Genomic DNA, 16,973 nt, shown 5'->3' with positions numbered 1-16,973 from the left:
TAATTAAACATTACCATATAGGATAAGCTGCCCGCGCATTTAAATCGTCTGTTGAGATTCAGCTAATGTCTAAGCGCTAGTAGAGAGATAAACACAAAATTTCAATCCAAAATTTAAAGCGGGTTTCCATTCTATTTCTCTCTCTAGCGAGTAGAGAGTTCGGAACTACTGATCCTTTTTATGATTTATTGGTGTTTCCATTCAATTAATTTCTCTAGCGAGTAGAGAGTAGGCAACTGCATTTTTTCGGGTGTTTGAGAACCGTGTTTCCATTCAATTAATTTCTCTAGCGAGTAGAGAGACGTCGTAAATTTCGGCAATCTCCTTGTCAGTAAAAGTTTCCATTCAATTAATTTCTCTAGCGAGTAGAGAGGTTTGAGAGCGAAATCGAAGAAACTTCCAAATTAATGCGTTTCCATTCAATTAATTTCTCTAGCGAGTAGAGAGTTAAAAAAGAACTAACTCAAACATTCCCAGAATTAAGTTTCCATTCAATTAATTTCTCTAGCGAGTAGAGAGAAAGCACCGTGTCGCTCTTGAAGTGTGGGGAGAGGGGTTTCCATTCAATTAATTTCTCTAGCGAGTAGAGAGACTGATCTAATCGGATATCAGATCACCACCACCATCTAGTTTCCATTCAATTAATTTCTCTAGCGAGTAGAGAGTTGATGAGAGAAATAATCTCGATTCCACTGAATGGGAGTTTCCATTCAATTAATTTCTCTAGCGAGTAGAGAGGATACCGAAAAAGCGAAGCATCCATACCCTGACAAGTTTCCATTCAATTAATTTCTCTAGCGAGTAGAGAGTGCTCGATTTCGTGGAAATATCTCGAACAGTTCGCTGTTTCCATTCAATTAATTTCTCTAGCGAGTAGAGAGCAGAGACTTGCCTAATTAATAAATACACAGAAAATGTTTCCATTCAATTAATTTCTCTAGCGAGTAGAGAGGGTCCTAAAGATGATTTGCGCTACTCCTTTTGTACAAAATGTTTCCATTCAATTAATTTCTCTAGCGAGTAGAGAGCAACCAAGACTGTTTTGAGGGAAACCACGGAATATTGTTTCCATTCAATTAATTTCTCTAGCGAGTAGAGAGCCTATTAGAGGAAATGATCCAACTATGGACAATCCAAGTTTCCATTCAATTAATTTCTCTAGCGAGTAGAGAGTATTATCTTCCCAGAATTCAACGAAGATGACGAAAATCCTCCTAAGTTTCCATTCAATTAATTTCTCTAGCGAGTAGAGAGCGCAGATTCCCCGGGGAAGAATTCACGATCGAAATTTGTTTCCATTCAATTAATTTCTCTAGCGAGTAGAGAGTCTAAAAATGTCCGAATTAAGAAAGTTAGCGTCTGAAGTTTCCATTCAATTAATTTCTCTAGCGAGTAGAGAGAATTAAGCTTTTTTACCAGTTGGGGAGGTGATAATGAGTTTCCATTCAATTAATTTCTCTAGCGAGTAGAGAGTGGTAGAAATTCACGACGGTTCAAACTATGAAGGTCGCAAGTTTCCATTCAATTAATTTCTCTAGCGAGTAGAGAGGACAATTGAACAGGAGGCGATCGACGTTTTTTATTGGGTTTCCATTCAATTAATTTCTCTAGCGAGTAGAGAGAAATGAAAACTCTAAAAGAAATGGTAAGAAATGCTGTCAAGTTTCCATTCAATTAATTTCTCTAGCGAGTAGAGAGAAAAGACATAAAGCAACAGCATTCTACGGATAATGGGTTTCCATTCAATTAATTTCTCTAGCGAGTAGAGAGCAATATAAAAGGTCTGCACTTCAGAAGCACTGTCAAGTTTCCATTCAATTAATTTCTCTAGCGAGTAGAGAGGCTGCAAATCTATAAAGAATGCACGGATAATCCTAATTGGTTTCCATTCAATTAATTTCTCTAGCGAGTAGAGAGTATCAATGACTTCGCCGATGCTAACGGTATAGAGATGTTTCCATTCAATTAATTTCTCTAGCGAGTAGAGAGGAAGAAACTTCCAAGTTAATGCGCGAATGGTACGAATCGTTTCCATTCAATTAATTTCTCTAGCGAGTAGAGAGTTACAGGATAGATTAGATGCTACTGAAAAATCGATCTCCAGTTTCCATTCAATTAATTTCTCTAGCGAGTAGAGAGGACTAAAGAAAAGCGGTTTGCTTTGGTGGGTGCGAGTTTCCATTCAATTAATTTCTCTAGCGAGTAGAGAGATAGCCGATTAGCTTGCGCTCGTAATTTGGGTTTAAGTTTCCATTCAATTAATTTCTCTAGCGAGTAGAGAGTCATTCTGTCTGTGAGTATATCGGTTCTATCCTTTTGTTTCCATTCAATTAATTTCTCTAGCGAGTAGAGAGAGGAGTATCAAAATGTACCGAAATTTAAGCACTGATGTTTCCATTCAATTAATTTCTCTAGCGAGTAGAGAGAGCCGGTAGGCAAACGTCCGAACAGGATTGGGGTTCGGAAGCCAGTTGCGACGGATAAGTTAATTATAGCTAGATACGGTCGCACAGTCAACCCCATAAACCACAAAACCCTTATCCTGTGGTAGATCGAGGGATTTTACCGGAAACCGAGGTTATCTGCTCCCACCCCTGTCGGTCGCTAGTCGATGATACCCTAAAAAGCCAATAATTTAACCCCTCGATCGAGCGGCTAATTTTTCCAGTCCTGATCGGATTTTCTAGCCCTCGGAGTGAAGTAAATTTATATCGGCTTTCCCCTTGACTGAACCGATTGCATCTGTATGACTCAGCACCCCAAATCCCCTAGGGAAAGAACACTGCGTGAACGAGATAGTCGCGAGTTCCAGCGACTTATGCTCCTGATCGCCACCCTCGTCCGACACCCCGGAGTCGGTTATCAAACCCTCGATCCCTCGGAAAATTACCATTCGGGGAAAGATCACAACGCATTAACGGAAGTACAGGAACGGGTGAGAGAACTCGCCGCCACCCTCGCCCTCGGTTGGCCTGCGGAATATCCCTCCATTGCCACCCTGAGAAAAGACATAACGACCCTACGGGATTACAAAATTCTCGATCGCCACATCTATCGCTGGGGGTATTATCTCGGCACCGGGGTTATGAGTCCCGACGAACTTAAAATCGCCTTTGATGCACTCCGCTCCCGGGCCCTCTATCAGGGTGATCCGAGAATCCGTCAGGTCTATCACCAACTCGATCGCCGTCTTCAAGGGTTTACACTCGGCTCCCGGGCTGACTTTCTCTATCCCGTCTGGGAACAACTCGATCGACCGATCAACTATACCGATCCCGAAGAGATGATGGAACGGGGAAAATATCGCCAAACTTTATACGAGAAAATCGACACCCTAGAACAGGCCATTGTCCGGGGAGAGGTAATCGAGATCGCCCGACCGATCGATCCCTATCAAAAGAAATTTACCGGGCCCTTCCCGATCTATCCCCTCCAGTTAATTTACCGTGACATTGGCTGGTATCTCCTCTACGAAACCTATCCCGATGGCTGTCTGGCCATCGGCCGACTCAATCGTTTCGCCGGTCATTGTCGAATCCTCCCAGAACCCTCTCGCTCCCTCGAAGAACAGCGCCACAGCCTCAATAATGCCCACAAACTGATTAAAAATGGCTGGGGCTTGAATTTGGGGGATTTAGCAGCGCAAAAATTGGAATTAGCGGCACAATTAACCCTAATTACCGTTAAAGTTCGCTTTTTTCATCCTGTGAGTTACTTTATCTGGGAGGGAGAAGCGCGTCACCCCCGGCAGCAGTTGACAAATCCCCAGATCGACCCGCAGACGAAAATCCTTAACTCGATCGATTACCACATCGCTCTCCCGTCCCGTTCCCTGGAAGAATTTCTCTGGTGGGTACAGCGCTATCTCGAACAGGCCCAGATTCTCTCTCCCCCAGAAATGGCGGAAAAACACCAGCGATCGGCGCAAATGTTGGTCGATCGATATTCTCCCCCAACAGACGATAATCATAGTAAAAAATTCATACCACCAGAAACTTAGACGGGATAAGCTTTTGAAGCTTTTTAGAAAAATCTTCAAAATATCGTGTTATCTCTAGAGGTTCCTAAGGCATATTGATATACTGAGAACATCGGTCAGCAAGGAGTTGAGGCGTTTATGGCCCTAGGATACTGGCAAGCGAAAATCTGGGGACTACTACACGATCCCGTCTTCAAGGCCCTACATAGCAACTCAGGACGCGGTGATAACAGCTTCTGGAGAGATTTAGAAGTAATGAAGTTGTGGGGAAAACATAACCCCGAAGAATCGACTAAAAAAATTCTCAAACAAATCAAACTAGCTGACTATATCACCTCAGCCAGCGATCGATCGGCGATCGGTAGTTTAACCCAATTCGTTAACTACGATCAACAAACAGGTCTAGAATTGCGTCACCTCCTCTCCGGAGAACCTTTAAATCTCAAATTAGCCGACACAACCCATAAGAAAATCGCTTCTAACCGCACAGATTACTTAAAAGAACAGGAAAAACGGCTATTTAACCAAATTCCCGACAGATTACGCACAGGAATCTCAGAAAACGAAGCTAAAGAACTATTTTGGTGGTTATGGCGCTGTCTCCCCCAAGCGGCGACGAAATTACTCGATGACGAAAATCTGCTTTTAATGCCCGCCGAAACCAGAATACCGGACGGATCGATCTGGAGTCATGCCAGTTTAACGGCGGCCATCGCCGGGACCCTAGCGGGATATGATCTCACCTCCGAGGATGTGGTCAATAAATGGCCGACGGGAAAACAATTATCCCACGCTTATCTCGTTAGTTTTACCTTTTCCCCTGTGCAAGAACTAATCAAAGCCAGCCGCAAAATGCGCGATTTTTGGGCAGGTTCTTGGATTCTGCACTATCTATCTGCTCAAGTCTGCTGGCAACTGGCCCAACAATACGGCCCCGATAGTTTGATCTATCCCTCTCTCTACGCACAACCCTTAATCGATCGATGGTTACTAGAAAAATATCCCGATTTTAAACCCTGGATCGACCCACCGAGCGATCGACAATTACTAACCGCCGGATTTCCCAACATTATTATCCTCGTCTTGCCCAAAGATAAGGTGGCAGCGGCCATGCAAACCGCTAAATCTAGTTTATTAAAAGAATGGAAAGAAATTAGTCGGCAAGTTTTCGAGGAATTGGGAGAACGTCACTGGATGCCCAAATTAAAAGAAAATAGTCATACCTGGGACAGTTGGTTAAATGCCCAATGGCAAACCTATTATGTGGGGGTCCCCATCGGTAGAGAAGACCAACTCCTCACCAGTAGCGAAATTTACCAAGAAAACGAAAATAGTGCCGAAAATCAAGCCGAAGACCCAGAAAAAGCGCAAAGCTGGCGAGATAAACAAAACGAACTTTATAATCTCTACGATAAAAAAGCTCTATTCTTAACAAAAGAGCAGGAATTTCTGCAAAAAGCTGGAAAACTACGCCTTGAGAAATGGAAAAAACATCCCTTTAGTTCTAATGTTGGTTCTTGGTGGAGTAGTGCTTTCGATCAAAACCGTTCGGCCCTTGCTGCCGTCAAAAATGCCCGCGATTGGCAGATTCCCACCGCTTTCGGCCCCCGTTCCACCATTTCTGGACTTGGCCCCGTCGTCCATCCCGATAGTAACAACGATTGGATTAGCGAAAAAGCAAGCAAAGAATATTGGCAACGAAATGCCGGATTATTCGATGGGATCGAACAACTCAACGCCACCGAAACGGTTAAACGCGGATTACACCTAATCCTGCCAAAACTCTTAAAAAATAGCGACCAAGAGCGTCTAGATGCCGCTTATCCCGATTTAACCGTGGGAGTCGCCGGTTATCTCAAAACAGGCGGTGATCTCGACCATTTTCATCACGCTTGTCGCACCATCTCGCGTAGGTTAAGAGAAGACGGGAAAAAGATTCCCCCGGCACTTACCCAACCCTGGGGAATCCCCTACATTGACGATCACATCGAACCAGAATATAAACGTTATCACCCTCGATTTCTCAATGCGGGATGGTTAGTAGAAGAACTAGAGATTACCGATGAAGAAATGGCTAATTATCGCCATCAATTAAGCCAATTAATTGACCAAAACTATCCCAACAATAACCCGGCTGATTGGTATGTTATCGCCGCAGGAGATGGTGACGGAATGGGGGAATGGTTAAAAGGCCAAAAAATGAAACCCTATCGAGAATATATCCCTAAGTCACTTCATCAATACGCCGATCATCCCCCGACCGAAACCGATACCCTAGAAAAAGAAGTACAAAAAGCTTTTGGCGATTTTGTCACCCTCAATAAACGCATGGGTCCATCTACCCATAGCGCCCTCAGTCGCGCCCTTTTAGACTTCTCTAATCAACTCGTTCCCTACCTCACCGAACAACGCTATGCAGGACGCTTAATCTATGGTGGCGGTGATGATGTTCTCGCCTATACTAATCTCTGGGAATGGGATAAATGGTTATGGGATATCCAGCAATGTTTTAAGGGAGAAAAAGACCCCCATGGGGAATTTAATAACGCCGGTGACTATTGGCAATGGGAAGGCAAAAAACCTCCCGAAAATCTCGCCAAACGTCCCCTATTTACCATGGGAAAGCGGGCGACTATCAGTTTCGGTATTGTCATTGCTCATCATTCCGTACCCCTTGCTATCGCCCTAGAAAATCTCTGGGAAGCCGAGAAAAAAGCCAAGGAACACGCCTATAAAGACTTTGACGGCAAAAAAGTCAAAAAAGACGCTGTACAAGTGCGCGTTCTCTACGGCAACGGAAACATCCTAAAATCTACAGCTAAGTTTGATGTTTTTTATCAATGGCAAAAACTCTTAGAATTGAATTTAGATGCCAGTATCTTTGAACAAGCTGCGACAATTTGGGAACAACATCCCGCACCAGTACAAGAAGCGATTTTCCCCTGGACAAAAGCCTTCTGTAACCGTCGCGAGAACTTATCAGAAAAACAAACAGAGCAGATTCAAAAAGACCTAAGCAACTTTCTCAAACATCTTTGGTTAACCACGGAAAATGATCCTAATGATCTTAACGAAGCCGTGCGTAGCTGGATGAAATTAGCGGCTTTTATGACTCGAAAAAGAGAGATTAAGATCGGAGGTTCCATTTAATGTATTGGTACACAATCACTCCCCTAGATGTTCTTCTCCTACGCGATGCCAAACCCTTTAGCCCCGGAGAAAGAGCCTGGGCCGGAAGTACATTTCCCCCCAACGGTCACACGATCGCCGGTGCTTTAAGTGCTTTACTAGATCGCTCTAAAAATGGCTATTTTAGAATCACCGGTCCATTCCTATCTTTTGCTGGAGATACTTTATATCTACCCCGTCCTTTAGGATTCGCCAATTCTGACCCATTAATTCCTATTTCTTGGAGTGATAATTTAACGATTTCAGAAAACCATATATTTTGGGATCGCTCGAAACCTGCCCCCTTAGCTAAGGCTAAACCTAACAAAAATTGCCAAAATCGAGAAAATGAAGCGGAAGAAGAGAAAGAAGGTAAATATCGTCAGTATCTACCTTTTAAAGTTATTCTCGATTATTTAAAAACAGGAGCGATCAACCCTTGCCAATGGTTAGTAAAACACAAAGGAGAAGATAAACCCTGGCGAGAAGAAATTCGTTCCCATAACGCCATGAAACCGGGAAGTAAACAGGTAGAAGATGCCGATGGATACTTTGTCGAAAAAGCGATCCGAATGCTACCCGGTTGGAGTATAGCGATCGGAATCGATGTTAATATTCCCACTCCCACAACTTTGCGGTTAGGAGGAGAAGGACACCGAGTTATACTGGAAAAATGCGATAATTTAGGTCAACAATGGCAAGAGTTAAAACAAAAATCCGAGGAGAACTTTAAACAAATAAATAAAGCGATCGCCTATCTCGTTACCCCCGGTATTTTTGAACGCCGTCACGATAATAATCAAGCCATTTGTCGCTCTTGGCCCTGGGAATGGAAACTCGCCCATACTGTTAATAGTAATCAGAAACCGGGCAATTTAGTCAGTGTCGCAACCGATCGAGCTATCCCCATCAGTTGCCGCATTCAATCAAAAGAAAATACTAGCATTCCCGCCCCCCAAGTCTTCGCCGCCCCCCCGGGTAGTCAATACTATTTAAATCAACCCGAGCGCCTATTTCAAGATCAGCCCGATAGTCCCGAATATCACCAACGCTGGCGCAAATTAGGCTACTCAGAATTACTTTGGATAAACTATAAGGAGAATAGTTAACCTACAGGATCGAGATAGAAGTGCTGAAAATTGCGTTAATGATTTTGATGACAAGCAATCAAAATGGTCATTATCTCACTTAAACAGAGACTTTTAGCTCTCTTAGGTTTGGTGGGTAAAATGTATTCTAAAATACAGTCTTGCTGGCGAGGGAGTGGAAGGAACCACTCCAGACACAGAGGACACAAAAATTGATCGCTTCTATAGTTAAGTTAAACTGATCAAACAAAGAATAAGCGAGCCGACTTTTTGCCCTTACTCGTTTGATTACTCCATGATGCCATAACTTCTGAGGCCAATGCCCTTCAAACTGGTGACAGAAATCATCTACAGGATCAAATAAAGCATCTAAACTAAATATTAGGACAGGTTATCGGAATTTTAGGTTACTTTCAGCTTACTACCCGTCCTTTTACTTATCCTGAACTCAGGTTAATTAATCATGAACTTAATTCACTTCTATCTACTTTCTCCCCTACACACCGGAGGCATGACTCAAGAAGGCAATCTAGTGGGTATTGCTCGTGAATCCCATACCACTTTACCATATATTCCCTCCAGTACGATTCGCGGGAAAATCCGTTCTTTAGCTACCGAAGAAACCCTAAAATTTAAGTTATTCGGTAATGAAATCGATAAAGGTGCAGAAAACTTGGAACAGGGAGACATCTGGATAGGAGATGGTTCGATTCTCTGGTTGCCCATCTCTTCTCTAAGTCACGGTGTCGTCTGGATCACTTCGCCTTTACTTCTCCGTCGTTGGACAAGATTAACTAATCCTCGTCTGACAATTCCCCCCGAATATAGCTGTAGTTTTAAAAGAGCTAACAGGAACGTCTATCTCAAGGATGCCATTCTCAAGGATAATGATCTAAAAGACTGGTCAACTTGGTCAAGTTTTATTCCCCAAAACTCTGTCAGCAGTGGCATTAATCAAGTCTTAGTATTGCCTGATCAGCATTGCACGACTCTCATTCAAATGAGTTTATGGCGACAAGTTAAAATTAAATTAGATGAGCATAAATCCGTCGATGGTGGACTTCGTTATGAAGAAGCTATTCCCCCCGACACCTTAATGTATTTTCCTTGGGGTGTCACCTCTCAAGCTAATCAAACCAAACAAAAATCCCAAGCTGATTTTAAACGGTTATTAGCAAACAATGACATTATTCAAATCGGTGGGCAGGAAAGTTTAGGACGCGGTTTTGTGCAACAATTGTAGAGGTAATTTATGACTGATAATCTTGCCTTAGCTAAATGGTCAGTGGTCGATTATCATCGCATGATTGCGGCGGGAATTTTAATCGATCGGCGTGTAGAATTACTGAATGGAGATATTCTCGAAATGAGTCCAGAAGGCCCTTTACATAAAGACAGTGGAGAAGGATTAGCCCACTTTCTCCGTCAACGTCTCAAGGATAAAGCATGGGTAAGAGAAGTTGGACCCATTACCTTAGAAAACTCAGAACCTGAACCCGATATCGCTGTAGTTTTTCCCCCTCGTTCTCGCTATCGAGATCATCATCCCTATGCTGATGAAATTTTTTGGTTAATCGAAATTTCCGACTCAACTCTCAGTAAAGACTTAACCGAAAAAAAACACATCTATGCCCAAGCTGGTATTGCAGAATATTGGGTAGTTGCCATCAAAAATCGAGAGATTTATGTTTTCCGTCAACCGATAAATTCTGATTATCAATATCAAGAAAAATTTACTACAGGAACTTTATCTGCCGCCGCATTTCCCGATATTATCATTTCTCTTGATGCCCTTTGGTCAGGGAATATTTTTTAACTTTTGGAGCCAAAATAACCGTGACATTCGACCCTAGAACGATTAGCAATCCCGTGTTCAATGCTTTACAAGAATTATATTTAAATACTGGTGATGATAGTCGCCGCAAAGAACAAAAAAAACAAGCTCTTGAACTTTATATCTATCTTTCTACTTGGGGAATGATGCGCCTAAAAGCCGAAGAAACTGCCCTCAATCAAGAAGGAAAAAAAGAGGTCGTTAAAAAGTATTTTCAATGCCTAGAAAAGTTATCTCAAAGAAATAATATTTCTAATTCTCAAGGTTTAACTACTCTTAAGGATTTATCTACCGATGATTATCTAGGATTAACGGGTTTAGGCTTGGAAATCGCCCAAGAATTTAGCTTCTGGGCTAATGCCATCTATCCCGATGTGGAAAGTGGGGACTAACTCAGGTAAATTGTCACCACAGTTTTTATAATTCATTGAACTAGAAAGGAAATTATAATTATTATGTCCCATAGCCCCTTACAACGTCCTAATCCCCCTCAAAAACCCACCCTAAAAAATCCGGCTATACAGCAGCAAAATAACCACCAACCCCCCAAAAAGCCTCCTAGTGGCGGCGGCGGCAATAACAATCCTCCTCAACCCTCACCCTGGTTAAACGCCGAAAACGAACCTCAACCCGACCAATCAGCCAGTTTTGTCGAATATCTCCGTTGGATGCGTGCTGCCGACTATCCACACAAAGATGCGACTAAAACCCAAATTCTGCAAACAGCCCAAGAAAATGCTAACTACACTCAGCGTCTTGAGCAACTCAATCAACGTACTCAACTGTTAGCGAAAGACGGAATCGCTTTTCAAGTCAAATCCACTTGGCGTATTCGTGTCGGTGGTCATCGCGGACCGGAAAGTATTCTTTTACCTGCCTTTGATGCCCTCGGAATGCCCTATATTCCATCTAGTACATTGCGCGGTGTTGCCAGAAACCAAGCCATCCGAGAAATCATGGCGACAAATAATCTGGAATGGAAAGAAGCGGAAAAAGAAATCGCCCCCTATTTTGGCGATATAAACGCCAAAGAGGAAAAAAATAAAACGGGTAAAGTTGTCTTTTTTGATGCCTATCCTTTACCTTCTAAAAACGGGGGGTTAGAAATGGACATGGCTAATAATATTTGGTCATGGAAAGATGATTCTATGGAATATTCTCCTAACCCTAATCCTTTTTTATCTCTCAAAGAACCAACTTTTTTAATTGGTTTACGTCTAGCTAGTAACTGTGAGGATGAAAAGATACTTGAAAAGGTAAAACAATGGCTGAAAAAAGGTTTACAGCTTGGCATAGGTTCACAAGTCAATACTGGTTATGGACAATTGATCTTATCTGGAAAAAACCAAAGATTAGAATCGGAATTTTATCGCTTGGATTTCGAGCTAGAAGGTCAATTAATTCATGGTTATCAACGATTCACCCAATGGCAATGGAATGAGCGACGCAATGAATGGCAAATGCGGAGCGCACCCGTTGCAGAAGTTCGTCCGACAGCCTTTAAATCGATGCTGCGATACTGGTTTCGTGTTTTGGCCTCTGGAGTTTTACCTATTAACGAAGTTCAAAAGATTGAAGCTGAATTATTTGGAGGTATTAATCCTAAAAAATACGGTTATCTACAAGTGAATATTCTTGAGGGTAAAGTTACCCAAAAAGAACCTCGAACCAATGCTCAGGGTAAAAATGATCCTTGTGGTGAACAACGGGGAACTTTAGTCTTATCTTTATCTTCTGAAACCCCAAAAGATAAACAAGAAGATGTTAAAAAATTAGCTAAAAATTTGCTTTGGTTTTTAGCTGATATGGGTGGTATTGGTCAAGGTGCAAGACGACCTAATTATTCTCGCAAAACTCGTGAATACGCCCCCTGGTTTCGTGGTTCGACATTGTATATTGACAGTGAAGAAGATTTTTGGGCAATTGCCAAGGATGTGCAGGGGTTTAAACAACAATTTCAGCAAAGATTGCAAGATTTTTATGGTATTTTGGATAAAATTAGTGAAACCAATATCAATACTAATAATCTCAGAACAGTAGATCAAGTTTCACAAAATCAATGGATTGATGCGGCCGATAGTAACTGTCAAATTTTTGTCTGTGCAGGAAATGAACAAAGAGGTAAACCCCATGCTTTAGCCATTCTTCACAGTGATACTTTGAAAATTACCGGTAAAAATGGTCAAAGAGAATATGATGGTAATCTCTGTGGTAAAGTCAGTGGTGGAGCTAAACCTTCTCCCGTGTGGATTGCTGATTTAGGAAATTACCAGATAGTTACTGTATTCGGCGCTAATCTGAATCCCCGTCAAGAGTTTATCAAACAATTAAGAAGTAATACAAGTCCTCAAAATTTTGCTCAAATATTCCCTTTATAATCTCATGAAATCAATTTTAGTTGCAACGATCGGAACCAGAGATTTAATGTTTCAAGTCACCACTGGTGACTGGTATAATATTGGCGATGATCGTATGAAAGGTGATATTCTCGGAGAACAGATAGAAGTAGTGTCTGATTTAGCTCTGACCGAAAAATCATCTTTTCGAGAAATATCCCAATACCTTTGGGAAAACATTGAATATTATGGCGATCAAGTAAAACCAGTCATTTTGGGTAAGCTTTTGGAAGATAAAATCAATGATCTCGAAAAAGTTTATTTAGTAGTAACTGATCAAAATGAAACAGTAAAAGAAAGAGAAAAAGATACTCTTTACTCAGGAGAATTAATTAAGTATTGGCTAAATAAATTAAATTCTGATTTGGTAGTAAATATTCTCTATATAGGTAGAAATGATGAAAACCCTTCTAACTTCGAGGAAATGTTCCGTTGGTGGCAACAAGTATGGAAAGAAAATATAGAACCTCAACCTGATCAACCCATTTTATTGTGCTTAAAAGGTGGGGTGGGGCAAGCTTCAGAAGCGTCGAGAATTTCGGGATTGAGTTTTTATGGAAACGATATTAAATTCTATGAATTTATTCCCACCCCTTCTAACAATCAAAAGGGAATTTCTTCAGATTACACCGGGCCTTTTTTAGGGACTAACTATCTTTGGGATCGCACTCGACAACAAGCCCTACAATTATTAGAACGCTATGATTATGCTGGTCTTCATAACTTAGTTAAACCTTACTATGAACAAAATAAACAAAAATGGAAAGAAACTTATGCTCTAATTAAATCTGGAGTAAGCTGGAATCAAGGACAATTTGAAGATTTTTTTCAATCCGCTTCTTTTAGTTTCAATAATCAACAAAAAGAGCAGCATCAACAATATTGGTGGATGGCCTATGAACAAGCTTATACCGCAGTAGTTAGACTAAAACAAAAAAATACAACCGAGGCTATGCTTCATAGTTTCCGAGCGGTAGAAGGCTTAATTTATGAGTGTTTAAAACATGAATTTAAAGACTATATGGTTAATTCTGAATATACTTATTCATCTTTACAATCATCTGTGTTGAATAAATATCCTGCTCTTAAAGAACTTTTTGTTAATAATGGCAATCCTGTCTCTGAAATTAAGCTAGATAGTCGCACTCAACAGAGATTAATAGAGAAGTATATTGCTCTCACTTCTCCCCAGGCAAACTTTAAGAATTTAAAAGCTTGGGGTTCTGAAGAATTGCGTAATCATAGAAATCGATTATCTCATAAATTAGGTGGCATTAGTGAGGGAGAATTATATCAAGCTTGGGGAAAAGATACTTACAATCAAAAAGACTGGGAAAAGCGAATTTTAAATTGTCTCAATCTAATCACAGAAAATAAATTTAATTATTTATGGCAAGGAAGTTTATTTGCTTCTATTCATGAGAGAGTCAGAACAGCTATCAAAAATTATAATGTTGTTTAAAGTACAAAATGCAATTAGCCCCTACAATCACTTGGGGTGCTGCCGATAAATGGCTCTCTTATTCTTTGTGTGATCAGTTTAACTTATATAAGACCGATCGATCTTCGTGTCCTTTGTGTCTTTGTGGTTCGTTCCAGTCCCTCGCTGGCAAGACTGTATCTTAGAACACATTTTAGCCACCAAACCCTAAGAGAGCCGATAAATTAGCCAGTCAAAAGACTATTTAAAAATCCAATTCGTCTAACCCCGATTCTGGGGAAGAAAAGCGACTGCGAGGAGATTTTTTCGACTTTCTCAAAAAAGTCGGAATAACTGCGGCCATAAAAAATCCTATTCCCAAAGAAAAAGCCAATAAAATGCCGATGGGTACTTTAATTGACTCAAATTGTAGAAACTTTAAAGAAACTGGTTGGATATTTTGGATAGCAAAAACTGCCATAGTCATAATCCAACCACCGACAATAGCACTAGCTAAAAAATTAGTGATTGTATTCATGCTTGTCCTCGCCAGGTTTGTAGGATATTTTTTAACCTTTTGTAGGCTAAGTAGGTAGGCTTGAAAAATTATCAGATGCCCCCCTTATTAAGGGGGGACTAAGGGGGGATCGGCACCCCCCTTATCAAGGGGGATCCCCCCGCCTTCGGCTTCCCCCCTTATCAAGGGGGGCAGGGGGGATCGAACCTAAAATCCATTTTTAATTTAATTATAACCAGCTACTTAATTTGGGAGTTATACCCCTATTAATTTAACCTCCGTGGGGCGGAAATTACCGTTAATTGACTAAAACGTTACAATTGTCGATCGATCTCGAATAAATCTCGATCGCGATCATATAATTGTAGTCTGATCGCCCTAAGCTAGAGCTAGTAAATATAAATAGCACCCTGTTGATTGATGTTAAAGGTGGTATAACCGGGGGTACTCCCCGGAACTTTGGTGACAGTAATCGTGACTAAATTATCCTGATTGACTTCTACGGCATAGATTAAACTAGAAGAATAGCGATCCGCGGCGGCATTAGCCCGATTAATCAGAATATATGCTGGAATTACGAAACCTCTTAGGGTTGTCTCCGCACCTGGAGATAATAATTGGGGAGAGGAATTAATATTGGCCGATAGGTCATAATTGAGGTCAATATCGGTTTGATTGATAATTTTGATCTCCACGGGACGACTCATATTCACCCTAGCAACAGGTTGCCAAGGACCCGGGTGAAAGGTGGTAGCGGGGGGATTTTGAGCGGGTAAAGAAGGGGGAAAAACTAATCCCAGACTTAACACGAGGGAAAGAGTCAAAAAGCGATCGCATTTCATAGATAAATCCTAGTCTAGGGTTCTCATCCTATTTTAGGGAGGTATCCCCAGTGTTTTATACTTAAAGTAGAAGCTTTTGAAATTGTCTATAGCATTGATTGATCAGCTATCAGGGAAAATCCTAAGCTTCCCTGATTTTGCTCTATAAACAAGGCTAAATACACCGATTTTTCTCTAGAAGTTTCCCTAGTAACCCCTATCAACGGTTTAACTTAGGTTGAGATTGATTATATGCCTACCATCGACATATCGGGAGTATCCCACAGTTACGAGTTATTTTCGCCCCAAGCGGATAAACCGGTTTTAGTCTTTATACACGGTTGGCTGCTGAGTCGTCACTACTGGCAGCCTTTGGTAGATATTCTCTCCCCAGACTATCCCTGTCTAGTTTATGATCTCCGGGGCTTTGGCGACTCCCAAAAAATCACCTCTAACAGTCCTCCTAGCAGTTATAACCTTGAATCCTACTCCCAAGACGTTATTACCCTTCTTAACCGCTTAAACCTCGATGCTGCTTGGTTAGTCGGTCATTCCCTCGGTGGTAGTGTTGCTTTGTGGGCCGCGGATAGCTGTCCTGAACGCATTAAAGGGGTAATCTGTATGAATGCCGGCGGCGGCATCTATCTAAAGGAGGAATTTGAGCGATTTCGGGAAGCCGGAAGACAGATCTTAGAGAGAAGACCGCCTTGGTTGCCCCGTGTTCCCTTGATTGATGTTTTATTCTCGCGGATGATGGTCAAGCAAACCCTAAGTAAAAAATGGGGCAAACAGCGAGTGATTGATTTTGTCCGGGCCGATTACCAAGCGGCCCTAGGGTCACTTTTGGAAACCACCACTATCAGCGAAGTTCATCTCTTACCACAGATTGTCTCCCGTCTCCCGCAGCCGGTCTATTTTCTGGCGGGGAAAGAGGATACGATTATGGAAGTTAAGTACGTTAACCATCTGGCCAGTTTTCATCCTTTGTTTGAAACTGGCGGCAACGTGATTGAGTTATCCGGTTGTGGTCATTTTGCCATGCTCGAACAAACAGCAGCGGTGGCCCAAAAGATGATGGCTATTTTAAATCAGCATCGGTGTTAGGGGGTTAAGTGTTGAGGTTTTAGTTGAAATTCCCCCATCACCCCATCACCCCATCACCCCATCACCCCATTCCATCCACAGATACTGTTATGAAGTGAAAATTTATGTAACAATGACTCTATAAGGGCGATTTTTTAGTGATCGCCGAGGCCGTCTATTAATCGAATCGATGTCTTTGAAGAACGTAGCCCCAAACTGGAAACCTGACTTTTCTTACCCATTCTTGCCACTACTAGCGGAATTTTTCTCCCTTTTGTGTTATCCGCGGGAATTTTTGAGCTATTGCTAAGATTGGCATTTTGTCACTTCCCGTTAGTTAAATCCAACAAAAGAAGTTGTTTAGGAGCAATTTATGTTACACCGCAAGATTTATCAATTCTGTATGGATGGTCAGGAAGTCTGCATTTTCTTGCGCGATCAGCAAAGATGGATTGATAATGCTCGTATTATCGATCTAGAAAGCGATCTCGTCACCATTCGCTACGAAACAGAAGAAGAAGACGAGATTAGTTCTTGGGAAGAAATGGTGCGTTTAGAAAGTATCGGTGCGGTGAGCAGAAAACTGGCATCGGTGTCGCGGACGAATCCTGATATTAATGTCTCGGAAGATTGTCCGGAAGCAGAACAACTTTATCCCCATTCTCCC

The 16,973-nt window shown here is 41.7% G+C and carries 12 protein-coding genes and 1 CRISPR repeat array; of the genes, 10 read left to right on the top strand and 2 right to left on the bottom strand.

The window, feature by feature from the left end; genetic code table 11:
- Positions 1 to 122: 122 nt before the first annotated feature.
- Positions 123 to 2,426: direct repeats of the CRISPR family, unit length 36 nt; unit sequence GTTTCCATTCAATTAATTTCTCTAGCGAGTAGAGAG.
- A 320-nt stretch (positions 2,427 to 2,746) separates the two neighbouring features.
- The 8 genes from PX484_RS12430 (at position 2,747) to PX484_RS12395 (ending at position 13,927) form a co-directional block, all read left to right on the top strand.
- Positions 2,747 to 4,000: a helix-turn-helix transcriptional regulator gene (locus tag PX484_RS12430; protein WP_002800580.1), complete on the top strand. Its 1,254-nt coding sequence runs from the start codon at positions 2,747 to 2,749 to the stop codon at positions 3,998 to 4,000.
- A gap of 117 nt (positions 4,001 to 4,117) precedes the next feature.
- On the top strand, positions 4,118 to 7,129 hold the full coding sequence (cas10, locus tag PX484_RS12425) for a type III-B CRISPR-associated protein Cas10/Cmr2 (RefSeq protein ID WP_287765214.1): 3,012 nt from the start codon (positions 4,118 to 4,120) through the stop codon (positions 7,127 to 7,129).
- Positions 7,129 to 8,256, top strand: a complete 1,128-nt coding sequence (locus PX484_RS12420) for a type III-B CRISPR module-associated Cmr3 family protein (protein WP_287765215.1) — start codon at positions 7,129 to 7,131, stop codon at positions 8,254 to 8,256. The genes cas10 and PX484_RS12420 overlap by 1 nt, the downstream gene beginning before the upstream one ends.
- Positions 8,257 to 8,698: 442 nt before the next feature.
- Positions 8,699 to 9,478 carry a type III-B CRISPR module RAMP protein Cmr4 gene (cmr4, locus tag PX484_RS12415; protein WP_008200464.1) on the top strand — a complete coding sequence of 260 codons (780 nt, stop codon included), beginning with the start codon at positions 8,699 to 8,701 and terminating at the stop codon, positions 9,476 to 9,478.
- A gap of 9 nt (positions 9,479 to 9,487) precedes the next feature.
- Positions 9,488 to 10,051: a Uma2 family endonuclease gene (locus PX484_RS12410; protein ID WP_287669167.1), complete on the top strand. Its 564-nt coding sequence runs from the start codon at positions 9,488 to 9,490 to the stop codon at positions 10,049 to 10,051.
- Positions 10,052 to 10,071: 20 nt separating this feature from the next.
- Positions 10,072 to 10,461 carry a hypothetical protein gene (locus tag PX484_RS12405; RefSeq protein WP_287765217.1) on the top strand — a complete coding sequence of 130 codons (390 nt, stop codon included), beginning with the start codon at positions 10,072 to 10,074 and terminating at the stop codon, positions 10,459 to 10,461.
- 63 nt (positions 10,462 to 10,524) lie between these two features.
- The gene (cmr6, locus tag PX484_RS12400; protein ID WP_287765219.1) at positions 10,525 to 12,447 is read left to right on the top strand and encodes a type III-B CRISPR module RAMP protein Cmr6; all 1,923 of its coding nucleotides are present in this window, start codon (positions 10,525 to 10,527) and stop codon (positions 12,445 to 12,447) included.
- Between the two features lie 4 nt (positions 12,448 to 12,451).
- Positions 12,452 to 13,927, top strand: coding sequence for a hypothetical protein (locus PX484_RS12395; protein ID WP_287765221.1), 1,476 nt, complete (start codon positions 12,452 to 12,454; stop codon positions 13,925 to 13,927).
- 223 nt (positions 13,928 to 14,150) lie between these two features.
- Here the strand turns inward: PX484_RS12395 and PX484_RS12390 are convergent, their stop codons facing one another.
- Both PX484_RS12390 and PX484_RS12385 read right to left on the bottom strand, forming a co-directional pair.
- Positions 14,151 to 14,423: a lipopolysaccharide assembly protein LapA domain-containing protein gene (locus PX484_RS12390; protein WP_002804354.1), complete on the bottom strand. Its 273-nt coding sequence runs from the start codon at positions 14,421 to 14,423 to the stop codon at positions 14,151 to 14,153.
- Between the two features lie 368 nt (positions 14,424 to 14,791).
- On the bottom strand, positions 14,792 to 15,244 hold the full coding sequence (locus tag PX484_RS12385; RefSeq protein WP_287765223.1) for a hypothetical protein: 453 nt from the start codon (positions 15,242 to 15,244) through the stop codon (positions 14,792 to 14,794).
- Positions 15,245 to 15,475: 231 nt separating this feature from the next.
- Between PX484_RS12385 and PX484_RS12380 the strand changes: the two genes are divergently transcribed.
- Positions 15,476 to 16,327 (top strand): alpha/beta fold hydrolase, encoded by an 852-nt coding sequence (locus PX484_RS12380; protein WP_287669155.1) that lies wholly within the window; start codon positions 15,476 to 15,478, stop codon positions 16,325 to 16,327.
- Positions 16,328 to 16,679: 352 nt separating this feature from the next.
- The coding region (locus PX484_RS12375) for a DUF6679 family protein (protein ID WP_288104070.1) at positions 16,680 to 16,973 on the top strand (294 nt) is incomplete at its 3' end.

This window comes from Microcystis sp. M49636_WE2 (genome assembly GCF_030065375.1).
Lineage (GTDB): Bacteria > Cyanobacteriota > Cyanobacteriia > Cyanobacteriales > Microcystaceae > Microcystis > Microcystis aeruginosa_C.
This window is presented reverse-complemented; position numbering and strand designations above follow the sequence as displayed.